Raw genomic sequence first — 23,150 nt, forward strand, 5'->3', positions numbered from 1 at the left:
TGCCTTAATTTACTCAAATAATTCATTAAGAACCACACTCTCAGCGAATTCGGGAATTTTTTCTCGATTTTGCCCTTCACTCCGACGGGAGAAGAACGATGGAAAATGACAAAAAATACCCAGTGACTTTCACCAAAAACGATGTAGAAATTATTGCACGTGACAGGCTTTACAGTGGTTTTTTTTCGCTGACCCGCTACCGTTTCCGCCACCGTATGTTCAACGGGGAGATGAGTGGCGAGGTAAACAGAGAGGTCTTTGAACGCGGACATGCGGCAGTGCTGCTACCCTATGACCCGGTAAGGGATGAAGTGGTCCTGATAGAACAGATACGCATCCCCGCCTGGGACAGCAGCTCTACGCCCTGGCTGTTAGAATTAGTCGCCGGTATCATAGAACCCGGCGAGACGCCGGAAGACGTTGTGCGCCGTGAGGCGCAGGAAGAGGCTGGCTTAACGCCGCGGCGGGTCAGACCGGTACTCAGTTATCTGGCCAGCCCGGGCGGCACCAGCGAAAGGCTGGCGATTCTGGTGGGTGAAGTGGATGCCAGCGTGGCTCAGGGAAACCACGGTCTGGAGGAAGAGAATGAGGATATTCTTGTCCATGTGGTCAGCCGCAGTCAGGCGTACCGCTGGGTAGAGGAGGGTAAAATAGATAACGCGGCTTCGGTCATCGCCCTGCAATGGCTGGAACTGCACCACAAAACGTTAAGAGAAGAGTGGAAACCCGAATGATTAAGCGCTACACACCTGATTTCCCTGAAATGATGCGGATTTGCGAAACAAATTTCGCCCAGCTGCGTCGCCTGCTGCCAAAAATTGACCAGGCGGGTGAATCAGTGACCTATCAGGTTAACGACGCCCGTTACTCGGTAACGATTCAGGAGTCGACGCGCTACACCACGCTGGTGGAAATTAAACAAACTTTCCCGGCGGTGAGTTACTGGAGCCTGCCCGCGCTGTCCGTTCGCCTGTACCACGACGCCATGGTGGCGGAAGTGTGTTCAACCCAGCAGATCTTTCGCTTTAAAGCGCGCTATGATTATCCTAATAAAAAGCTCCATCAGCGTGATGAAAAGCATCAAATAAACCAGTTCCTGGCGGACTGGTTGCGCTACTGTTTAGCGCATGGCGCGATGGCCGTACCAGTTTGTTGAGTCGCTGACAACGCAAGCGGAGATGGCGTTAACCCTAAGGACTTTGATTGGATAGCCTGTTAAAACTTCCTGTAACGAGTGGGGCTGAGGCAAGGATATTGCAGATAACGGACACCCACCTGTTTGCCGGTAAAAACGAAACGCTGCTGGGTGTGAATACCTGGGCCAGCTTTGACGCCGTACTTGAAGCCATTCTGGCAGGTACGCGTCAATACGATTTGATCGTCGCAACGGGCGATCTGGCTCAGGATCATACGGTTGAAGCCTATCAGCATTTTGCTGAGGGCATCGCTCGTCTGCCAGCGCCCTGCGTCTGGTTGCCGGGCAACCACGATTTTCAACCGGCCATGTTCAGTACCTTTGCCAGTGCGCAAATCGCCGATGAAAAGCAGGTGCTGATCGGCGAGAGCTGGCAGCTGTTACTGTTGGACAGTCAGGTTTACGGGGTGCCGCACGGTGAACTCAGTGAGTATCAGCTGGAGTGGCTGGAAAATGCGCTGGCAACGTACCCTGACCGCCATCACCTGATCCTGCTGCACCATCATCCGCAACCCTCAGGTTGTAGCTGGCTCGATCAGCACAGCCTGCGCAATGCGCACATGCTTGACGCCATCCTGCAGCGCTACCCGCTGGCGAAGACGCTGATCTGTGGCCATATCCATCAGGAACTCGATCTCGACTGGAAGGGGCGACGACTGCTGGCCACGCCCTCAACCTGCGTACAGTTCAAACCGCACTGCACCAGCTTTACCATTGATTCCGAGGCGCCAGGCTGGCGCTGGCTGGATCTCTTTGCGGACGGGCGGGTAGAAACCGTGACTGAGCGGTTACAAACCCGGATATTCACCCCGAATCTTGATGCTGAAGGGTACTGACTGATGGCCACGCTGCTCTATCTTCACGGTTTTAACAGCTCACCGGCCTCGGCCAAGGCTACGCAGTTCGGCCAGTGGCTGCGCGTGCAGCATCCCGCCATTCGCTTTCTGGTTCCGCAGCTGCCTGCTTTCCCGGCTGATGCAGGCGCACTGCTGGAGGAGCAGGTGCTTGCTCTCGCCGGTGAGCCGCTGGGCATTGTCGGCTCGTCGCTGGGCGGATATTACGCCACCTGGCTTTCCCAGCGCTTTGGTTTACCGGCCGCTGTGGTCAACCCCGCCGTGCGGCCCTTTGAGCTGCTGACGGATTATCTCGGCGACAACGAGAACCCATACACCGGCCAGCAATATGTGTTAGAGTCTCGCCATATTTACGATCTGAAAGCGATGCAGATTGACCCGTTAACGTCGCCGGATCTGCTCTGGCTGATCCAGCAAACGGGTGATGAAGTGCTCGATTACCGCCAGGCTCTGGACTATTACAGCCCCTGCCGCCAGACGGTGGAAGAGGGCGGAAATCACGCTTTTATCGGATTCGAACGCCATTTCTCCCCGATTTTCGACTTCCTGGGCTTATCTTCTGCCTGAAGCGAAGCGCGGAGGCAGGCCACTCTTTTTTAGCCACCAATCAGATTTATACGATGACTCAATCCAGCTACAACGCTGACTCCATTGAGGTACTCAGCGGCCTTGAACCCGTTCGTCGCCGTCCGGGAATGTACACCGATACGTCACGTCCAAACCATTTAGGTCAGGAAGTGATCGATAACAGCGTCGATGAGGCGCTGGCGGGCCATGCCAAACGCATCGAGGTTATTCTTCATGCCGATCAGTCGCTTGAAGTGACGGACGACGGGCGCGGTATGCCCGTCGATATCCACCCGGAAGAGGGGGTGCCCGCCGTTGAGCTGATCTTCTGCCGCCTGCATGCGGGCGGCAAATTCTCAAACAAAAACTATCAGTTTTCCGGTGGCCTGCACGGCGTGGGGATCTCGGTGGTGAATGCCCTTTCAACCCGCGTTGAAGTTACCGTCCGCCGCAATGCGGAAGTATACGAAATGGCGTTTGAGAACGGCGATAAGGTTGAGGATCTGCGCGTAACGGGCACGGTAGGTAAACGTAACACCGGCACCCGCGTCCGCTTCTGGCCGGACGGCTCCTTCTTTGACAGCCCGCGTTTCTCCGTCTCGCGGATGAGCCATCTGCTGAAGGCGAAAGCGGTGCTTTGCCCTGGCGTTGAAATTGTTTTTAAGGACAAGGTCAATAATACCGAGCAGAGCTGGTGCTACGCCGACGGTCTGACGGACTACCTGTGTGAAGCGGTCAACGGTCTGCCGACCCTGCCGGAAAGGCCTTTTGTCGGCAGTTTTTCTGGCGACGTCGAGGCGGTTGACTGGGCGCTCCTGTGGCTGCCGGAAGGCGGTGAACTGCTGACGGAGAGCTACGTTAACCTGATCCCGACCATGCAGGGCGGGACGCACGTCAACGGCCTGCGCCAGGGCCTGCTGGATGCGATGCGCGAATTCTGCGAATTCCGCAACATTCTGCCGCGCGGCGTTAAGCTGTCGGCGGAGGATATCTGGGATCGCTGCGCCTATGTGCTGTCGGTCAAGATGCAGGATCCGCAGTTTGCCGGGCAGACCAAAGAGCGCCTCTCTTCGCGGCAGTGCGCCGCCTTTGTTTCCGGCGTGGTGAAGGATGCTTTCAGCCTGTGGCTTAACCAGAACGTGCAGGCGGCAGAGCAGCTGGCCGAGCTGGCCATCTCCAGCGCCCAGCGGCGTATGCGCGCGGCAAAAAAAGTGGTGCGCAAAAAGCTCACCAGCGGCCCGGCTCTGCCCGGCAAGCTGGCTGACTGTAGCGCCCAGGATCTCAACCGCACCGAGCTGTTTCTGGTCGAAGGGGATTCAGCAGGCGGCTCGGCGAAGCAGGCGCGCGATCGCGAATATCAGGCGATCATGCCGCTGAAGGGGAAGATCCTCAATACCTGGGAAGTCTCTTCTGACGAAGTGCTGGCCTCGCAGGAAGTGCATGATATCTCGGTGGCGATCGGTATCGATCCCGACAGTGAAGATATGGGCCAGCTGCGCTACGGCAAGATCTGCATCCTCGCGGATGCGGACTCAGATGGCCTGCATATCGCCACGCTGCTCTGTGCGCTGTTTATGCGCCACTTCCGTGCGCTGGTGAAAAATGGTCACGTTTACGTAGCCATGCCGCCGCTGTACCGCATCGACCTGGGTAAAGAGGTGTATTACGCGCTGGATGAGGAAGAGAAAGCCGGTATCCTCGATCAACTCAAGCGTAAAAAGGGCAAACCCAACGTGCAGCGCTTTAAAGGCCTGGGTGAGATGAACCCGCTGCAGCTGCGTGAAACCACGCTCGATCCGAATACCCGCCGTTTGGTGCAGCTGACGGTGAGCGATGAAGATGTCGATCAGACGCTGGCGGTGATGGATATGCTGCTGGCGAAAAAACGTTCGGAAGATCGGCGTAACTGGCTGCAGGAAAAAGGCGATACCGCTGAAATCGAGGTATAAGGCCTTACCCGGGCGGCCAGTCGGTCGCCCTGACCTTTCAGGATGCGCATTGCGTGAAAATCACCCTTGATGAGCTACGTGCCTGGGTAGTGGTGGTCGACACCGGCTCAATTACCGCCGCAGCTGAGCAACTCACCCAGACCACCTCCGGCATCAGCCGCGCGCTGAGCAGGCTGGAAAAAAAACTGCAAACCACCCTGATGCACCGCACCACGCGTCGCATTGCGCTGACCGAAGAGGGCCAGCTTTTTCTTGAGCACGCGCGGGAAATACTGCGTACGGTGGAAAGCGCGGAGGAACAGATCGCGCAGCGGCGGGAAATTCCTTCTGGCCGCCTGCGGATCAATGCTGCCACGCCGTTTATGCTGCATGTTATCGTGCCGCTGCTGAATGAATTTACCGCGCGCTATCCCCTGATCCAGCTGGAGCTGAACACCGACGACGTGGTGATTGATCTGCTGGAACAGCAGACGGATATTGCCATTCGTATCGGTGAACTGCGTGACTCCACCATTCACGCCCGAGCGCTGGGCTACAGCAAGCTGCGGCTGATGGCCAGCCCGGAATACCTGGCGAAGTACGGTACGCCTGCCAGCGTGGCAGATTTAGCAAATCATCGCCTGCTGGGGTTTAGCCAGCTTGAGCAGCATAATCTGTGGCCGGTCTGGCAGCGCGAAGGAGAGTTTCTGCCGATCGCGCCTTCCGTTTCCGCCTCAAGCGGCGAAACGCTACGCCAGATGGCGGTGTACGGGCAGGGAATTGTGCGCCTCTCCGATTTTATGAGCCGCGAGGATTGCGTGACCGGGCGACTGGTGCCGGTGCTGGCAGATGTCACCCGGGATATGCATCATCCGATCCACGCGGTCTACTATCGCAACGTCACCCTGTCGCTGCGTATACGCTGCTTTCTCGACTTTCTCAGCGAGTGCATCACGCAGCGGGGATTGTTATAAAACGGAAGCACGCGCGTTCCCTGACGATTACGGCGTCTGTTTCGCCGGCTCCAGCACGTAAATTTTAACGTTGAGTACGTCATCCCTGATGCGGGTACGGTGCTGCTCCATATGCTCCGCCTGCTGATGCCCCTCCAGATGGCGCAGGGAATCCCACTGCTCGAGCATAAAGATCGAGTCCGGTGAGTGCTGCTTCCACGGAACCTGTGCGCTATGGTCGGTCAGCGCCTGATAGCCGCCGCATCCCGCTTCCTGCAAAACTGTGGGCGTAAGTGTCTCAATGGCCTGTAAGACGGCGGCCCGGCGTCCGGGCTTTACGCAAATTTCAGCAATAACGGTCAGCATAGTGGTTCCTTAACGGCATAAGTGGTGGAGCGGCTAAGCGAAAATTTCGCTCAGGTGCGCCCGATAGCGTGCGAGGTCTTCGGTAATCCTCGGCTGTTTAATCACGTCATTACAGATAAACGTCGGCAATCCCTCCATGCCCAGAAACTGATTGGCCTTGTGGAAATGCAGATAAACGCCATCCACGCCCACGCCTTCAAAAAACTGCTGCGGATCGGTAAAGGCGTCCAGTGGGGCATTCCACGTCAGTGACAGCATATATTTTTTACCCTGAAGCAGACCCCCTGAGCCATACTTTTTTGCCCCATCGGCGCGGGAGCGGCCATCGCTGGCATAAAGGGCGCCATGGCCTTCGGTAAAGACTTCATCAATATATTTTTTCAGGATCCAGGGTTCGCCCATCCACCAGCCCGGCATCTGGTATATTACCACGTCGTTCTGCACATACTTTTGGACTTCATCGGCCAGCACATAGCCGTCGTCAACGACGGTCACGCTGACCTCGTGGCCTGCGTCGCGCAGGAAAGCGGCGGCGCAGTCGGTTAGCGTATGGTTAAGCTCGCCTTTGGAGTGGGCGAAAGCTTTGCCCGCATCGACGATCAGAATCTTGCTCATTGTTTTTCTCCGGTTCTTGATATTGCGGCCAGTCTACGCAGAAAGATTTCGCAGAGAAATGTGCATTCAATCACAACACTATTGCGCCTCAGGCAATAATAGGGGCGCGTTCTCCCTTTCGATAACGAGAAGACCACAATGATAAAAACAGGCATCGTCGCGCTACTGCTGATATCAGGCAGCGTCTGCGCGCAGTCACATCTTGACCGCGTAAGCCAGAGTAAAACGCTAACGGTTTGCACCACCGGGGACTATAAGCCCTACAGCTACCTGCGCGCTGACGGTCAGTACGAGGGGATTGATGTCAGCCTGGTGACATCGCTGGCGCAGAGCCTGGGTGCCCAGGTCAAATGGGTGCCGACCAGCTGGAAAATGCTGACGCAGGACTTCCTGGGCAAGCAGTGTGATATCGCCGTGGGCGGCGTCTCCGTCACACTTAAGCGCCAGCAGACCGCCTGGTTCGCCGCGCCGCTGGATACGGACGGCAAAATCCCACTGGTACGCTGCGCTGATAAGACGCGCTACCGGTCAATTGCGCAGCTCAATAAGCCGGGGGTTCGTCTGATTGAGCCGGCAGGCGGCACCAATGAAGCCTTTGCGCATCGCTACCTGCCGCAGGCCAGCCTCACCCTGTATCATGACAACGTGACCATTTTCCAGCAGCTGGTGGATAAAAAGGCTGACGTGATGGTAACCGACGCCTCGGAGGCGCTCTATCAGCAGAAGCATTACCCACAGCTCTGTGCCGTTAATCCGCACAAGCCGCTGGAGTATGGCGAAAAGGCCTGGATGATCCCTCGTGACGACATGAGCTGGAAGCTCTATATCGACCAGTGGCTGCACCTGAGTAAGGCCTCCGGCGAGTATCAGCAGGTGGTCGGTCAGTGGCTGGCGGCGGCAAAATAAACCGGCAGCGCGGGCAGAGCTCAGTGGCCCGCGTGAATCGCAGCCTGCGCACGGTTACCTGTGACAGCAACAGCCCGGATAAGGTACTATCCTCGCCAAACGACCCCAATGTGACGCGCCGCGCGTGCCGCGATGTGAGGAATAAACAGCAATGAGTGACCTGACGCAGGATGGTGCAGAGCGTCTTGCCCTGCATAAATTTACGGAAAATGCGTACCTGAACTACTCCATGTACGTCATCATGGACAGGGCGCTTCCCTATATTGGCGATGGTCTTAAACCCGTTCAGCGGCGCATCATCTATGCCATGTCCGAGCTGGGGCTGAATAACAGCGCCAAATTTAAGAAATCGGCCCGTACCGTGGGTGACGTGTTGGGTAAATACCACCCGCACGGCGACAGCGCCTGCTACGAAGCGATGGTGCTGATGGCGCAGCCGTTCTCCTACCGCTACCCGCTGGTAGACGGTCAGGGTAACTGGGGGGCGCCGGACGACCCTAAATCCTTTGCCGCCATGCGTTATACCGAGTCCCGCCTGTCTAAATATGCCGAGCTGCTGCTGAGTGAGCTGGGACAGGGCACGGTGGACTACGTGCCCAACTTCGACGGTACGCTACAGGAACCTTCAATCCTGCCCGCGCGGCTGCCGAACATTTTGCTCAACGGCACCACCGGCATTGCGGTAGGCATGGCGACCGATATACCGCCGCACAACCTGCGTGAAGTGGCTCAGGCGGCCATCACGCTCATCGACTCGCCCAAAGCGACAATCGAAGATCTGTTGGAGATCGTGCAGGGGCCGGACTACCCGACCGAGGCAGAGATCATCACGCCGCGTAACGAAATCCGTAAAATTTATCAGACCGGGCGCGGTTCGGTGCGTATGCGCGCGGTCTGGAGGAGAGAAGAGGGCGACGTGGTGATCACCGCGCTGCCGCATCAGGTTTCCGGCGCGCGCGTACTGGAGCAGATCGCTGCCCAGATGCGTAATAAAAAGCTGCCGATGGTGGAAGATCTGCGCGATGAGTCCAACCATGAGAACCCAACGCGGCTGGTGATTGTGCCGCGTTCAAATCGCGTGGATATGGATCAGGTGATGAACCACCTGTTTGCCACCACCGACCTGGAAAAAAGCTACCGCATTAATATGAATATGATCGGGCTGGATAACCGCCCGTCGGTGAAAAACCTGCTGGAAATCATCAGCGAATGGCTGGTTTATCGTCGTGAAACCGTGCGTCGCCGCCTCAGCCATCGCCTGGAAAAAGTGCTCAGGCGCCTGCATATTCTTGAGGGGCTGCTGGTTGCCTTCCTTAATATTGATGAAGTGATCCACATCATTCGCAGCGAAGACGAGCCGAAACAGGTGCTGATGTCGCGCTTCGGGATCAGTGAAACTCAGGCAGAAGCGATCCTTGAGCTGAAGTTACGCCATCTTGCCAAACTGGAAGAGATGAAAATTCGCGGTGAGCAGGATGAGCTGGCGAAAGAGCGTGACCGTCTCCAGGCGACTCTCGCCTCGGAACGCAAAATGAATTCGCTGCTGAAAAAAGAGCTTCAGGCCGACAGCGATGCCTACGGTGACGATCGTCGTTCACCGCTGTGTGAGCGGGGCGAAGCAAAGGCGATCAGCGAAAACGAACTGGTTCCCTCCGAGCCGGTCACCATTGTGCTGTCACAGATGGGCTGGGTACGCAGTGCCAAAGGACACGATATCGATCCGACCGGGCTGAGCTATAAAGCGGGAGACAGCTACCGCGCCGCTGCCCGGGGCAAAAGCAATCAGCCGGTGGTGTTTATTGACTCGACCGGACGCAGCTATGCGCTGGAGCCGACGACGTTACCTTCTGCGCGCGGACAGGGCGAGCCCCTTACCGGCAAGCTGACGCCACCGCCCGGAGCCGTGATGGAGCAGGTGCTGATGGAGACGGATGAGCAGAAGCTGCTCATGGCGTCGGATGCCGGATACGGTTTCGTCTGTACCTTTAGCGATCTGCTCTCGCGCAATCGCGCCGGTAAAGCGCTCCTCAGCCTGCCGAAAAACGCCAGGGTGATGACGCCGATGGCCGTCCGGCACGACGACGATATGCTGCTGGCTATCACCGCCGCGGGAAGAATGCTGCTGTTCCCGGTGGCCGAGCTGCCACAGCTGGTGAAAGGCAAGGGCAATAAAATCATCTCTATACCCTCTGCACAGGCCGCCGCTGGCGAAGATACGCTGAAATGGCTGCTGCTGCTCCCCACGCAGGCGGCTATCACACTGCATGCCGGAAAACGTAAGCTCAGGGTACGCCCCGAAGAGCTGGAGAAGTTCCGCGCAGAGCGGGGCCGTCGTGGGACGCTGCTGCCGCGAGGATTGCAGAACGTTGAGCGTATCGAGGTAGACGCGCCGGAAAGACCGGGTGCAGAAGCAGCCGACAGCGAGGCATGATACGCAATGGTAAGCCTTTCTTATACTGCTAACCCAGTGAAAGGCGGCGTATTTCAGTAATTCAGGATATACTTTACCCGCCGGGTAAAGCGTTGAGACCCCCTGCATGTTGACCTGCTGGCGCACCTGCGGCAGCGGATTGACCGGGGGGATCTGGAAGCAATAACGAGGATGTGATGCTCTCAATTTTACGTTTCGCGATCGTGATTATCTATTCAATCCTGATCAGTGTTTTTGGTTGTCTTTTCTGCCTTTTTAGCCCGCGAAATCCGCGTCATGTTGCCACCTTTGGGCATCTTTTTGGCCGACTGTCGCCGGTGTTTGGGCTGAAGGTTGAACTTCGCAGGCCCGAAGGGGCGGATAAGTATCCGAACGCGATTTACATCGCTAACCATCAGAATAATTACGACATGATTACCGCAGCAAAGATGGTGCAGCCGACAACGGTCACCGTGGGTAAGAAAAGCCTGCTGTGGATCCCCTTTTTCGGGCAGCTCTACTGGCTGACGGGTAACTTGCTGATTGATCGGGAAAACCGCGCATCGGCACATGGCACCATCAGTAAGATGATCGCCCAGTTTAAAAAGAAGCGTATCTCTTTCTGGATGTTCCCGGAGGGGACCCGCAGCCGTGGACGTGGACTGCTGCCCTTTAAAACCGGCGCTTTTCATGCGGCGATTACGGCGGGCGTGCCGATAATTCCCATTGTCGTCTCCAATACGCACGATAAGATCAAACTGAATCGACTGCATAACGGACATGTCATCATTGAAATGCTGCCGCCGGTGGATACCACGGCCTTTGCCACACTCTCCGCACGTAAGCTGGCGACCCACTGCCGCGAACTTATGTCAGCAAAACTGGATGAGCTGAATGCGGAAGTGGCGGCGCGTGAGGCCGCAGATAAGCGCGACGGAAAGTAATCGCCACGTTTCCGCGCATCGGCACACAGCAATCAGCATGATCAATACGGCGTACAGCGGGCCATCAGGCTGTTTTTTTAGGTTACGGAGTGGGTATGTCCTTAAGTCGACGTCAGTTTATTCAGGCATCGGGCGTCGCCCTGTGCGCCAGTGCGCTGCCCGTACGGGCTTATGCGGCCGGACCCGGAGTGGCCTTACCGGTGCCGCCGCTTATCGAGTCGCGACGTGGACAGCCTGTCTTTCTGACCCTGCAGCGCAGCCACTGGTCATTCACCGAGGGCAGCAAGGCGCAGGTGTGGGGGATCAACGGTCTCTACCTTGGCCCAACGGTACGGGTATGGAACGGTGACGACGTCAAACTGGTTTACAGTAACCGTCTGGCTGAACCGGTTTCGATGGCCATCAGCGGGCTGCATCTGCCCGGCGCGCTGGCGGGCGGCGCGCCCCGACTGATGTCTCCCGGCGTGGACTGGGCACCGGTGCTCCCGGTGCGTCAGGCGGCGGCAACCTGTTGGTATCATGCAAATACGCCCAATCGTATGGCTCCTCATGTTTATAACGGGCTGGCGGGCATGTGGCTTATCGAAGATGAGCTGAGCAAGTCACTCCCGCTGCCAAACCACTACGGCGTCGATGATTTCCCGCTGGTTATTCAGGATAAACGTCTGGATAACTTCGGTTCACCGCAGTATGACCCGCCCGCCAGCGGCGGCTTTGTGGGGGATACGCTGCTGGTTAACGGCGTACAGAATCCCTGGGTTGAAGTCTCCCGGGGCTGGGTTCGCCTGCGGCTGCTGAACGCCTCAAACTCACGACGCTACCAGCTCCAGCTGAGCGATGGCCGTCCGCTGAACGTCATTGCCAGCGATCAGGGTTTTCTTGCCGCGCCGGTGGCGGTACAGCAGCTTTCGCTGGCACCGGGCGAGCGTCGGGAGGTGCTGGTAGATATGAGTAAGGGGGATGAGGTGTCCGTGACGGCTGGAATGCCTGCTGGCCTGGTGGACCGTCTGCGCGGCCTGTTTGAGCCTTCAAGCATTCTCACCTCTACGCTAATCCTAACGCTCCGACCTACCGGGCTGTTGCCGCTGATGACCGACAACCTGCCGATGCGCCTGCTGGCCGATCAGGTGATTGAGGGCAGCGTCAGCCGCACGCGGGAGTTTACGCTGGGCGACAGCATCGCCGGTATCAATGGGGCGCTTTGGGATATGACCCGAATCGACAACACCGCGCAGCAGGGAACCTTTGAACGCTGGATCATTCATGCCGATCTGCCGCAGTCGTTCCATATTCAGGGCGTGATGTTTCTGATTAAAAACGTTAACGGCGCGCAGCCGATGGCCGAAGATCGCGGCTGGAAGGATACCGTCTGGGTGGATGGCAGCGTTGAACTGTTCGTTTCGTTTGTTCAGTACTCTTCCGATCACTTCCCTTTTGTCTACTACAGCCAGACGCTGGAAATGGCCGATCGGGGCAGTGCGGGTCAGCTTCTGGTGCAGCCGGCGGGGTAACGCCCGCGGCGACGGGCCTGACGTTAATCAGGCCCGCGAGCCTGCAGGCGGGTCACTCAGTTCAGCTCGTCAGGATCCGGACCCAGTCGATTGCCCCTGTCCAGCGTGGCGATCTCACTGATTTCTGGTTTTTCCAGACGGAAGTCGAAAACCTTAAAGTTCTCTTCAATACGCGATGGCGTAACCGATTTCGGAATCACGACCAGACCGCTGTCCAGATGCCAGCGGATCACGATCTGCGCGGGCGTTTTGCCATACTTTTTCGCCAAGTTCTTGATAATCTCCTGATCGAATACGCCTTTCCCGCCCTGCGCCAGCGGACTCCATGATTCGGTCTGGATCTGATGCATCGCATTCCAGGCATGCAGCGTGCGCTGCTGCATCATCGGGTGCAGCTCAATCTGATTGATGACCGGGCTGACGCCGGTTTCGTCCAGCAGGCGTTTCAGGTGGGCCTGCTGGAAGTTACAGACGCCAATGCTTTTGGTCAGGCCCTGTTTCTGAAGCTCTATCATCGCCTTCCACGCCTCAACGTAGTTATCTTTCGCCGGGCAGGGCCAGTGCATCAGGTAGAGATCGACGCTCTGAAGCTGGAGCTTTTTCAGGCTGGTTTCAATGGCCTGTTCCGCGTTCAGCTGGTCGTCATTCCACAGCTTGGTGGTAACAAAGATATCGTCACGTGCAACGTCAGTTTCCTGTAGCGCCTGACCAATACCTTCTTCATTTTTATAGATAGCAGCGGTGTCAATAGCGCGATAGCCCACCTCAAGCGCCTTAACGGCTGCCTGACGCGCATCGTCAATGCTGGCCTGCCAGACGCCCAGACCTATTTGCGGCATCATGTTGCCGTCGTGGAGTTTAATTACAGGTTGTTCAGCCATGTTCTCTCCTTTATCGCATTTTATCCGGTACGCTTCGCCGGTTAGTGTCACTAAGCTTAGCTGAGTTTATCGCGCGTTTTGAGAAATCTTGTCGCACAGGGTCTTTCAACCTGTTGTACGTGGCGTTAAGCCTGTTTCCTGCTTATTCCTGCCAAAGGATTGCCCAATTCTCCATAATTGTGGAGAAATGCCGGTTATGCGTTCATGATGTCAAAAGGAATTTCAGACGGTGAGAATGTTTATGGATCGTAATGCACTGTGCTCCCGACTTGCCCAGCAGGTCATTGCCCTGAACGAGGCCCCCTCGTTATCAATGGTGCCTGACATCAAGCTGCTGTACGTTGACCGGCCGAGCGGACGCACGCCGGTGATGTACTCGTCGGGGATTGTGATCCTTTTTCAGGGGCATAAAACGGGGTATCTGGGTAACCACGTTTTCCACTACGACGCCACCAAATACCTGATGCTGACGGTGACCCTGCCCTTTGAGTGTGAAACCTTTGCGACCGCGGAAGAGCCGCTGGTAGGCATGCTGCTGAATGTGGATTCCATCCGGCTACAGGACCTGCTGATTGATATCGGCGATGACGACAGCTTTCACCCTACGCCGCAGACGCGCGGAATACACACGGCATCGCTAACGGAGGAGATGCTGTGCGCCGCAGAGAGGCTGCTGGACGTAATGGCTAATCCGCGCGACGCCCGCGTGCTGGGGCCACAGATTGTACGTGAAATCCTCTATTATGTTCTGCTGGGTCCCTGCGGGGGTGCCCTGCTGGCGCAGGTAAGTCGTCAGACTCAGTTTAGCCAGATAGCCCGTGCGCTACGTCGGATTGAGCACAACTACCGGGATAACATGAGCGTGGATCAGCTGGCCGCCGAGGTAAATATGAGCGTCTCGGCGTTTCATCATAACTTCAAAGCAGTCACCAGCACTTCGCCGTTACAGTATCTGAAAAGCTACCGACTGCATCAGGCGCGGATGATGATGTTGCAGGATGGGCTAAAGGCAAGTGCGGCGGCGATGCAGGTGGGGTATGAAAGTGCATCGCAATTTTCTCGCGAGTTTAAACGCTATTTTGGCGTCACGCCGGGTGAGGAAGTGATGCGCATGCGGCAGACGGTGTGAGAAGGGGGCCGGAGACCGGCCCTAAAGAGAGGATTTTTTGCGCCTGATCACCAGCGTGATGCTACCCACCAGACCTGCGCACAGCAAAACCAGTGGCAGAATCATCAGGATAGCCATGACCTGATCTTCATGACGCTTGATAAAGGGAACCTGGCTGATAGCGTAGCCTGACGACACCAGAATAGTGACCCACAGCAGGCCGCTTAGCCAGTTAAACAGCTGGAAACGGCTGTTCTTCAGGCCGGAAATCCCCGCCATCGTCGGCAAAATAGTACGGACAAACGCCAGAAAGCGCCCAACCAGCAGCGCCATCAGGCCGTGGCGATGAAACAAACTCCATGCCCGCTGATGATACTGCGCGGGCAGATGCATCAGCCAGCTTTTGACCAGTCGGGTATTCCCCAGCCATCGGCCCTGAAGATAGCTCAGCCAGCAGCCGAGGCTGGCGGCCAGGGTGAGGATGAGCAGCGTCGGCACAAATGCCATGACACCTTTCGCAATCATTGCGCCTGCCAGCAGCAACAGGCTGTCCCCGGGCAGAAAAGAGGCGGGCAACAGGCCGTTTTCAAGCAGCAGCGTGATAAACATAATCCCATAGACAATCCAAATCACATCCGGATTGGCGAGCGCAGCAAAATCCTGATGCCACAATGCCCGCACAATCTCGTGTAGTACACCCATTTCATATCCCAGTGAATACGTTAGTTGGTCAATTGTACTCGCTATTCGGCTTGTTAACCTTGATCGATGCCCTTTGCTGTCTCTCGTTTGGTTTTTATTTACTCATTCATCCTGCTTACGCTTCAAGGCGGGAAAAGCCAGAGGCCAGATCGGCGATCAAATCGTCCACGTTTTCCAGACCGATATGTACTCTTACCAGCGTTCCGCTAAAATCCACGCCATTTGCCGGACGTATTGCCGCCAGTTCTTCAGGCTGATTGGCGAGGATCAACGATTCATAGCCTCCCCATGAGTAGGCCATGCTGAAATGCTCAAAGTGATCCAGATAGTGGGCAAGCTGCGCATCGCTCAGACGTTCTTTCAGCACAAAGGAGAACAGGCCGCTGCTACCCGTAAAGTCACGCTTCCAGAATGCGTGTCCCCGGCACGCCGGCAGCGCCGGGTGATTCACCACCGCCACTTCAGGACGCGCCGCCAGCCACTGGGCGATGTGTAGAGCACTCTCCTGATGCTGGCGCAGACGCACGGCGAGCGTTCGCAGGCCGCGACTTGCCATATAGGCGGTATCGGCATCGACCATCTGCCCCATCAGATAGGAGTTCTCACGTAGCTGAGGCCAGCAGCGTTCGTTCGCTACCGCGGTGCCGATCATGGCATCGGAATGGCCGATCAAATATTTGGTGCCGGCCTGGATGGAGATATCAATGCCCAGCGCCAGCGCCGGGAAGAGGATCCCTGCTGCCCAGGTGTTGTCGATCATAATGACGGCGTCCGGTGCCACGCGCCGCACCGCTGCGACAATAGCCGGAATGTCCTGAACTTCCATGGTGATGGAAGCCGGAGATTCAAGAAAGACAACTTTGGTGTTGGGCTGTACCCGCTCTGCAATCTCATCGCCGATATTGTGATCGAACCAGTGGGTTGAGACATTCATTTTACTGAGAATTTTGCTGCAAAAATCCTGAGTAGGCTCATATACCGACCCCGCCATCAGTACGCTATCACCTGCGGCGACGAAAGCGAGGATGGCATTTGCGACGGCCGCCGCTCCGCAGGGATAAAGCGCACAGCCTGCGCCGCCTTCCAGTTCGGTCATGGCATCCTGAAGAGAGAAGTGGGTGAGGGTGCCGCGACGGCCATAAAAGAGTTCACGCTCGGCGCGACCTGCCGTAGCACGTTTTTTCTCTGCCACGCTGTCGAAAACCAGCGACGATGCCCGTTGAATCACGCTGTTAACGGAGCCCTGGGTATAACGCTTACTGCGGCCAGCGGCGATCAGCGTGGTTTCGATTTTTTTTCTGCTCATCAATTGCTCTGTCTGCTAAAGGTTGATTTCTAACGTTAACACGGCATGCCTGACGGCGACATTGAGCATTGCGCTGTATGACAAAGTTTCAGGCTGAAGCCAGAAACGTGCTGATAATTAGCGGAAAAAAACGAGTGGATGTAAATACTAATGATAACCACTATCAATTCACAATTGATTTGGTATGATCCTGACTGGGTTTTTGCTTTTAGTTGATTTCCGTTGGAGAAACAGCGTGACGAATGATTTGATGCAGACGGACCTTACCGTCTGGGGCATGTACCATCATGCAGACATCGTGGTTAAAGTGGTAATGATCGGGCTGCTGCTGGCATCGGTCGTCACCTGGGCAATGTTTTTCAGCAAAAGCGCAGAACTGAGCTCCGCAAAGCGTCGCCTGAAGCGTGAACAGCAGGCTCTGGCTGGGGCGCGCTCGCTATCAGAGGCCTCGGAGACCTGCGCAACCTTTAAAGCGGCCAGCCTGACGGCTCAGCTGCTGAAAGAAGCGGAAGATGAGCTACAGCTCTCGCAGGGCTCTGAAGACAACGACGGCATTAAAGAGCGCACCGCCTTCCGACTGGAGCGCCGCGTCGCATTCTTTAGTCGCCATGCAGGCCGGGGTAACGGCTTCCTGGCGACGGTAGGTTCAATCGCCCCCTTTGTCGGCCTGTTCGGCACCGTGTGGGGAATTATGAACAGCTTTATCGGCATTGCGCAGACGCAGACCACCAATCTGGCGGTTGTCGCGCCGGGTATTGCGGAAGCGCTGCTGGCTACCGCCGTGGGGCTGATTGCGGCAATCCCAGCGGTGGTCATCTATAATGTCTTTGCCCGTATGATTGCCAGTTACAAGGCATCAATGGGCGACGTTGCGGCGCAGATCCTGCTGCTGCAAAGCCGCGATCTCGACCTGGCGGCCAGCAATGATTCACCGCGCCGCGCCTCCGCTCAGAAACTGCGGGTGGGCTAAGTACGATGGCGATGCGATTGAATGAGGATCACGAAAGCAACGGTGAAATGCATGAGATTAACGTCACGCCGTTTATCGATGTGATGCTGGTGCTGCTGATCATCTTTATGGTCGCCGCGCCGCTGGCGACAGTTGACGTTCGCGTTAACCTGCCAGCTTCTACCAGTACGCCGCAGCCCCGTCCCGAGAAGCCCGTTTATCTTTCGATTAAGGCCGATAAGCAGCTGTTTATTGGCAATAATGCGGTGACAGACGAGACACTGGTTAATGCCCTGAACGATCAGACGGCGGGGAATAAGGAAACTACCATTTTCTTCCAGGCCGATAAGTCGGTGGATTATGCCACGCTGATGGGGGTTATGGATAAGCTGCGTCAGGCGGGTTATTTGAAGATTGGCCTGATGGGTATGGAAACCACCGCGAAGTAGCGGACTGGACTGGTCGCGAGCGGGCGTCCCTGCCCGCCGCTCCCTGAGGGCAGCATCCCTGCTGCCCTCGCCTGGCCCTCCGTCTGCGCCGCAGCGCTGCGGATTGCCCGTCACCCGCAGGGATTATCCACCTCTCTGGCTTTGAAGTTGCTTTAAGTGTGTTAGCTAAGCCTTAATCTGACAGATTTTGTAGGTGGAAAATTTTCAAATCTGACGGTCTGGTTTGAGCGAGTAGCGGTTGTTTTCAACGCATCTTCCATGACGAATGACGATACTGTGGACTGTCTCCAGAACCCCCGGAACCGCCCTTACCCGCAGCAAGCACAATGCAAAGGGAGCAGACGGGCCCCACCCCCAGGCGACACCTCCAGCTTTTGTAGCGCCGGGCCCCCGAAAACGACATTCCAGAACCTTACAGCGCCGCGCACCATATGCAGACACCACCGGGCATCATGCCCCATCCACTGTCCGAACTTAAACCTGAGCCAGCGGAGCCGCCGTATTCTTAATCTGATACTGACGGACCAGACGCTTAATAATCATTGTGCCCAGCAGGCCACAAACGGCGGCAATGGTGAGCCAGACGCCGGGCATCGCCTTATCGCCGGTCGAATGGATCAGATAACTGCAGATTGCCGGAGTGAAGCCGCCGAACAGCGCGGTAGCGAGACTGTAGGCCAGTGAGAAGCCCGTGGCACGCACCTCGGCGGGCATGATCTCCGCCAGATAGACCACCATTGCGCCGTTATAGCTGGCGTATAGAAAGGAGAGCCACAGCTCGGCTTCCAGCAGATGCGCAAAGGTTGCTGATCCTACCAGCCAGTGCAAAACCGGCCAGGCCGTCGCAATCATCAGCACGCTAAACAGAATCAGCAGCGGACGGCGGCCATAACGATCGGAAACTGACCCCATAATGGGCAGCCATATCAGATTAGACAGCCCCACGCACAGCGTCACCAAAAAGCTCTCTTTATCGCTCATCATCAACACCGTTTTGCCAAAGGTTGGCGTAAAGGCGGTGATCATATAAAACATCACGGTGGTGGTGACTACCATCAGCATTCCCGCCAACACCAGCGGCCAGTTACTGGCTACCGACCTGACAATCTGCTGCATCGAAGGGTGTACCTTACGCTGGCTGAACTCCTCGGTTTCCTCCAGCATGCGGCGGATCCAAAATAAAAAAGGTACGATCATACAGCCAATCACAAACGGAATACGCCAGCCCCAGTCGGTGACCTGATCCTTTTCCAGTAAGTGGTTTAGCCCCAGCCCAAGCAGTGCGGCAAAGATAACGGCCACCTGCTGACTGCCCGACTGCCAGCTGACAAAGAAACCCTTGCGCTTAGGAGGAGCCATCTCAGCCAGATACACCGAAACGCCGCCCAGCTCCACGCCAGCCGAAAAGCCCTGTAGCAAACGCCCCAGCAGAATCAGGATAGGCGCGGCGACGCCCAGCGTACTGTATCCCGGCACGACGGCGATGGTCAGCGTTCCCAGCGCCATCAGGCCCAGCGTGACCAGCAGCCCTTTACGGCGGCCGTGATGGTCGATAAATGAGCCAAGAATAATTGCGCCGAGCGGACGCATCAGGAAGCCAGCGCCAAAGGTCATTAGCGTCAGCATCAGGGAAGCAAAGGGGTTATCTCCGGGAAAGAACGTTTTGGCAATGGCGGTCGCGTAGTAGCCGAACACCATAAAATCATACATCTCCAGAAAATTACCGCTGGTGACGGTGAAAATAGTTCTGGCATGGCTTCGCGTTTTTTTCGTGGGTGGGGATAAAACAGTCATACAGCATCCTTTAGTTTTTTCCCCCTTTTAGCCTGTCAGTAAAGATTTTAATGTGATCGATATCACCGTTAAAGGTTAACTCTCGCATTACATCGGTAACAAATGATTAACACAATGCGGTTTGATAGCCGCCTGTGCGAAGTCCCCTGACTCACTTCTGCGGATTCTCTCTGAACCAGGATTCATAAGGGCCTGATAGTTACGAGGGCTAATTCGCCACATCGGCCGTACTTTCCAGTGAGAGATCCACCACCCCGTGACATTAGCCGTTCTTTCAAACAAGAGTCCACCAGCAGGTTTCACCAGGCGCGCGTTAAAATGAGAGATCCACCACCACGCTGTCGCTATAGCTGCCGGCTACCGGGGTGGCCTGGTTAGTTAAAATTTGTGCGGTGTAATTAAAGGTGCGGGTCAACCCGTCAACACTGATGCTGTTCGCCGCCGTGCTGGCGACGCGCTCGCTGCCAAGAGGCCCCCAGCGCAGGGTGCTGGTATTTTGATAAATCTCATAGGCGAGCTGGTTGCTGCCGCTGGTCATATAGCGCTGGCTCCCCACTGCATGGCTGCCGTTGCTCAGTCCCACCGTATAGGTGCTACCTTTAGTACAGATGACATTTACAGACTGGGCAACTTTACTGAAGCTGCTGACCAGCGGCGCACTGCCAAAGCTAATGTCAGGTGCGGTGATAGTGGTGCAGTCGTTAGTGATCGTCATAGTGACGGTAATGGGCACCGTACCCGAGCTGGTTATCTGACTGCCCGCCAGACAGAGCCCCAGCGCGCCGAGCCCGGTGCAGACGTTGTAGCTGACCAGCATATTCATGACCCCCGTATAGCTCCCGGCCGCCACGACCTGACCCGGAACGGTGCGCATATACACCGGCAGGGTAAAATTTTGCCCGCCCAACAGTCCTACCAGATTCACTAACTGAGAAGAGCTGAAGCTAACGGTGGTTCCGCCAATGGTCATCTCATTGCCGCAGGCGGAATCGCTACACAGCTGGACGGGTATGAGGTCGCTGCCGCTACTACTGGTCTTAAGTGCGCCACGGGTACCGCTGGTAAAGGTCGCGCTTGCCAGCTGCATTTTGACGTAATCTGTTGAAAGTAAAGAAAGTATGCTGCCCGAGCCGCAGTTCACGTTTACGCTGGCCGAGGTGGCACTGGCGGTAGTATTCACCGCAAACGAACTGACGGTGCCGAATGAGGCGGTCGAGGAGGGCAGGGTACAGGCCGCCCATCCAGACAGCGACCAGGCCATCAGCAGAAAAAACAGGACGGCGGAGATTTTTTTCATCACGGTGCTCCTGGCGCATCGGCGGAGAGAGTGCAGGTTAGCGGTCCATAAGTTCTGAGGGATTCAGGCCGTCCGCCGGAAACCTTCAATACCGACTCGCAGTGTCGCCCGTCCGGCGTTTCGGCCCTGAACGGATTTTCGGACTTGAGATCTTCCATCCAGGCAATGCCATCCCAGCCTACGTATTCCGTGGCCTGCCCCTGGCGGATCAGCTGGGTTGACACGGGAAGAGGTTGCCCATCCTGATCGAGCAGGATAACGCTGGCGGCGCGTAGCGGGACGATGGGGAAATGCAGCAGATAACCGCTCTGACGCTTAACCGCGAAGCGCTGCTCTACCGCTGAGGTTGTCATATCCACCGGCAGGTCGAGCGTATTGATCGCGTATTTCGCCGGATACCACGAGCTGACTCTTGGCACCAGCAGGTAACCCTTGCGATTCGTCTTACCCATTAACTGATTCTCATAGTCCACTTCGACCTCGGGGTAGTCGGTTTTTACCAGAACAAAGGCATCATTCACCTCATTGGCGGCAAACAGGCTGCCATCCATAAACACCAGTGAACCGGTAATATCACCAAACTGGGTACTGTAATCGCTGTCGCCATAGAACCCGGCTGAGGTTTGAATCAGGTCATTACGCCAGCTCACGCTGCCCTGAGTGAAGTCGCTGCCGCTGCTCTCGCGTGCCCAGGAGGCATCATAGGAAAAGCCTCCTTCAGTGGGCATGGCGCGTGAAACGCCCAGACGCTGTGCCGTGCCGCCGAAACGGTCGCGCTCCAGGCCGATGCTGGCATTTCCCCGTTCGCTGAAGGGGATCACCAGTGAAATGGCGCCTGACCATACGTCCTGCTGCTGGTCATGAGTCGCCGAAAGATAGAGGCTACTGTTACCCCAGATATTCTTACTCCAGGAGAGGTTCAACAGCTGGGTTTTGTTACCGCTGCCGCTGGTAATATCAATAAAAGCCGCGCCCAGGCTGCCGTACTGGTCCAGCGACAGGCTGACGTTATACTGTGCGCTGCGGCGGCTGAGCGTATATTCCGTCCTGGCCGTTCCGCTGCTGCGATCGCCATACAGCGCCAGATTGCTGAAGTCAGGGGTGCGAATAATATGCTGAGTACCGAGGCTAAAGCGGCTGTTATTATACTGATAACCCCAGCTGTACTGGTCACCGCTCTCACCGTCCATCTGGCTGCGGGTCACCGCGCTATTCACTACGCCGAGTGAGCCGATGCGCAACTGCCCGCCCGCACCCGCCAGCGCCAGGGACTCTGCCGCCTCGGCATGGCTCTCCAGCGTCAGCCAGTCGTTCAGGCCATAGCGCCACGAGCCGCTGGCGGCGCCCGCACCATAGTCGGCGTTTTTGACCCCGTAGTTTTCGCGCAGCGCCCCGGCAGAGAAGGAGAAGTCCGACAGGCCTGGCTTCAGCAGATTACTGGAGACGTAAAAAGGCATCGTTGTGGTGATGCGACGGCCCGTCGCATCGGTGGTCACCACCACCGCGTTTCCCGCCCCGTTGACGAAGGGCATATTGGTCATCGACCACGGGCCGGGCTGTATGTTGTCAGAACTGTTTCTGTAGCCGTTGACGAAGAGATCGATGGTTGAGGGCACCGCCGCCTGGCCGGAAAAAGCGGGCAGGGGATAGGTGATAATATCCGGGCGCACCGAAAAATCTCGCGCAATCTGGATGCCGCCCAGCCTGACGCTGTTGCTCCACGTCAGCGAATCCGTAATCAAATCCCCTACGCGCCAGCTCAGGGAGCGCTCCTCATCCTGATTGCTCCACCAGCTGTCGTAGCGGAGATAGCCATCATTTTGATATCCCGCCGAGCCGGCGATCTGCTGCTGATAAACGCCGTTGGTCGAGAGCTGCCCACCGCTGCCAAACAGGCGAAATTCACTCCACGCGGAAAGACGTGTACCACTCTGGCTGGTCCGGCTGGTGTAGAGATCGTAGTTAAAAAGTGCGCCTGGCGTGCTGAGTCCGGGGTAGCGTGGCTGTTCCTCATTGCGGCCGCCCAGCTGCTGAGCCGGAAGCCAGCCGGGCGGCACGGTTAGCAGAATGCGCTGACGGGCGGCGTCATAATGTGCCTTTACGCCTGACAGGGTAGAGACATCTACCATTGATGAGCTGATTTGCGCCGCCGGAATACCGGCCCGCAGAAGATCGCCCGCCCTGAGAAGATAGTGGTCGCCGTTAAACGTCACGGGTACCACCTGCTGGCTGTCGCGATCGTTAACCACCAGCCCCAGCATATATTGCTGCTTCTGCGGGCCAGCCTGGTTGTTTACCGGCGGCGGCAGTGAGGACCAGGTTTCTGCCTGTCCGGGATCGGGCAGCAGACTCCCCAGCAGACTGGCGATAACGAGCAGAGAGCGGCGTACTGACGCTAAGCTTTGCCTGCTCATC

The 23,150-nt window shown here is 56.7% G+C and carries 21 protein-coding genes; 13 read left to right on the forward strand and 8 right to left on the reverse strand.

Features of this window, described 5'->3' with window-relative positions:
• The first annotated feature begins 98 nt into the window (after positions 1-98).
• From nudF to ACLRGG_RS00955, 6 genes are read left to right on the forward strand one after another with little or no spacing between them, the layout of a single operon-like run.
• Positions 99-734, forward strand: coding sequence for an ADP-ribose diphosphatase (gene nudF / locus ACLRGG_RS00930; RefSeq protein WP_416247980.1), 636 nt, complete (start codon positions 99-101; stop codon positions 732-734).
• Entirely contained in the window at positions 731-1,156 is a 426-nt protein-coding gene (locus ACLRGG_RS00935) for a DUF1249 family protein (RefSeq protein WP_416247981.1), read from the forward strand. Before nudF ends, ACLRGG_RS00935 begins: the two co-directional genes overlap by 4 nt.
• Positions 1,157-1,203: 47 nt before the next feature.
• A complete protein-coding gene (gene cpdA, locus ACLRGG_RS00940) occupies positions 1,204-2,031 on the forward strand; it encodes a 3',5'-cyclic-AMP phosphodiesterase (RefSeq protein WP_416247982.1) in 828 nt (275 codons plus the stop codon).
• 3 nt (positions 2,032-2,034) lie between these two features.
• The gene (gene yqiA, locus ACLRGG_RS00945) at positions 2,035-2,616 is read left to right on the forward strand and encodes an esterase YqiA (protein ID WP_416247983.1); all 582 of its coding nucleotides are present in this window, start codon (positions 2,035-2,037) and stop codon (positions 2,614-2,616) included.
• Positions 2,617-2,669: 53 nt separating this feature from the next.
• Positions 2,670-4,565: a DNA topoisomerase IV subunit B gene (gene parE / locus ACLRGG_RS00950; RefSeq protein WP_416247984.1), complete on the forward strand. Its 1,896-nt coding sequence runs from the start codon at positions 2,670-2,672 to the stop codon at positions 4,563-4,565.
• Between the two features lie 53 nt (positions 4,566-4,618).
• Entirely contained in the window at positions 4,619-5,518 is a 900-nt protein-coding gene (locus ACLRGG_RS00955) for a LysR substrate-binding domain-containing protein (RefSeq protein WP_416247985.1), read from the forward strand.
• 27 nt (positions 5,519-5,545) lie between these two features.
• Here the strand turns inward: ACLRGG_RS00955 and ACLRGG_RS00960 are convergent, their stop codons facing one another.
• Positions 5,546-5,863 carry a putative quinol monooxygenase gene (locus ACLRGG_RS00960; RefSeq protein ID WP_067706228.1) on the reverse strand — a complete coding sequence of 106 codons (318 nt, stop codon included), beginning with the start codon at positions 5,861-5,863 and terminating at the stop codon, positions 5,546-5,548.
• A 33-nt stretch (positions 5,864-5,896) separates the two neighbouring features.
• Entirely contained in the window at positions 5,897-6,478 is a 582-nt protein-coding gene (locus ACLRGG_RS00965; RefSeq protein WP_416247986.1) for an NAD(P)H-dependent oxidoreductase, read from the reverse strand.
• 138 nt (positions 6,479-6,616) lie between these two features.
• Between ACLRGG_RS00965 and ACLRGG_RS00970 the strand changes: the two genes are divergently transcribed.
• The 4 genes from ACLRGG_RS00970 (at position 6,617) to ftsP (ending at position 12,249) form a co-directional block, all read left to right on the forward strand.
• Entirely contained in the window at positions 6,617-7,384 is a 768-nt protein-coding gene (locus tag ACLRGG_RS00970) for a transporter substrate-binding domain-containing protein (protein ID WP_416247987.1), read from the forward strand.
• Positions 7,385-7,535: 151 nt separating this feature from the next.
• Entirely contained in the window at positions 7,536-9,815 is a 2,280-nt protein-coding gene (gene parC / locus ACLRGG_RS00975; RefSeq protein WP_416247988.1) for a DNA topoisomerase IV subunit A, read from the forward strand.
• 176 nt (positions 9,816-9,991) lie between these two features.
• Complete coding sequence (locus ACLRGG_RS00980) at positions 9,992-10,738, forward strand: 1-acylglycerol-3-phosphate O-acyltransferase (RefSeq protein WP_416247989.1); 747 nt, start codon at positions 9,992-9,994, stop codon at positions 10,736-10,738.
• A 95-nt stretch (positions 10,739-10,833) separates the two neighbouring features.
• Positions 10,834-12,249: a cell division protein FtsP gene (gene ftsP, locus ACLRGG_RS00985; RefSeq protein ID WP_416247990.1), complete on the forward strand. Its 1,416-nt coding sequence runs from the start codon at positions 10,834-10,836 to the stop codon at positions 12,247-12,249.
• A 56-nt stretch (positions 12,250-12,305) separates the two neighbouring features.
• Here the strand turns inward: ftsP and dkgA are convergent, their stop codons facing one another.
• Complete coding sequence (dkgA, locus tag ACLRGG_RS00990; RefSeq protein ID WP_416247991.1) at positions 12,306-13,130, reverse strand: 2,5-didehydrogluconate reductase DkgA; 825 nt, start codon at positions 13,128-13,130, stop codon at positions 12,306-12,308.
• Between the two features lie 241 nt (positions 13,131-13,371).
• Here dkgA and ACLRGG_RS00995 point away from each other — a divergent pair, with 241 nt between their 5' ends.
• Entirely contained in the window at positions 13,372-14,259 is an 888-nt protein-coding gene (locus ACLRGG_RS00995; protein ID WP_416247992.1) for an AraC family transcriptional regulator, read from the forward strand.
• Between the two features lie 21 nt (positions 14,260-14,280).
• Here the strand turns inward: ACLRGG_RS00995 and ACLRGG_RS01000 are convergent, their stop codons facing one another.
• Both ACLRGG_RS01000 and metC read right to left on the reverse strand, forming a co-directional pair.
• Positions 14,281-14,940: a DedA family protein gene (locus tag ACLRGG_RS01000; protein WP_416247993.1), complete on the reverse strand. Its 660-nt coding sequence runs from the start codon at positions 14,938-14,940 to the stop codon at positions 14,281-14,283.
• A 115-nt stretch (positions 14,941-15,055) separates the two neighbouring features.
• On the reverse strand, positions 15,056-16,246 hold the full coding sequence (gene metC, locus ACLRGG_RS01005) for a cystathionine beta-lyase (RefSeq protein ID WP_416247994.1): 1,191 nt from the start codon (positions 16,244-16,246) through the stop codon (positions 15,056-15,058).
• Positions 16,247-16,481: 235 nt separating this feature from the next.
• Here metC and exbB point away from each other — a divergent pair, with 235 nt between their 5' ends.
• Together exbB and exbD are read left to right on the forward strand one after the other, a co-directional pair.
• Positions 16,482-17,216, forward strand: coding sequence for a tol-pal system-associated acyl-CoA thioesterase (exbB, locus tag ACLRGG_RS01010; protein ID WP_416247995.1), 735 nt, complete (start codon positions 16,482-16,484; stop codon positions 17,214-17,216).
• A 5-nt stretch (positions 17,217-17,221) separates the two neighbouring features.
• Entirely contained in the window at positions 17,222-17,644 is a 423-nt protein-coding gene (gene exbD, locus ACLRGG_RS01015; RefSeq protein ID WP_416247996.1) for a TonB system transport protein ExbD, read from the forward strand.
• 474 nt (positions 17,645-18,118) lie between these two features.
• On the opposite strand, the gene ACLRGG_RS01020 is transcribed toward exbD, so the two are convergent.
• From ACLRGG_RS01020 to ACLRGG_RS01030, 3 genes are all read right to left on the reverse strand, one after another.
• Positions 18,119-19,438: an MFS transporter gene (locus ACLRGG_RS01020; protein ID WP_416247997.1), complete on the reverse strand. Its 1,320-nt coding sequence runs from the start codon at positions 19,436-19,438 to the stop codon at positions 18,119-18,121.
• Between the two features lie 313 nt (positions 19,439-19,751).
• A complete protein-coding gene (locus tag ACLRGG_RS01025; RefSeq protein WP_416247998.1) occupies positions 19,752-20,735 on the reverse strand; it encodes a Csu type fimbrial protein in 984 nt (327 codons plus the stop codon).
• On the reverse strand, positions 20,735-23,149 hold the full coding sequence (locus ACLRGG_RS01030; RefSeq protein WP_416247999.1) for a fimbria/pilus outer membrane usher protein: 2,415 nt from the start codon (positions 23,147-23,149) through the stop codon (positions 20,735-20,737). The genes ACLRGG_RS01025 and ACLRGG_RS01030 overlap by 1 nt, the downstream gene beginning before the upstream one ends.
• Position 23,150 lies beyond the last annotated feature (1 nt).

The sequence above is a fragment of the Erwinia sp. PPS120 genome (assembly GCF_047918655.1).
In the GTDB taxonomy this organism is placed as follows: domain Bacteria; phylum Pseudomonadota; class Gammaproteobacteria; order Enterobacterales; family Enterobacteriaceae; genus Erwinia; species Erwinia tasmaniensis_A.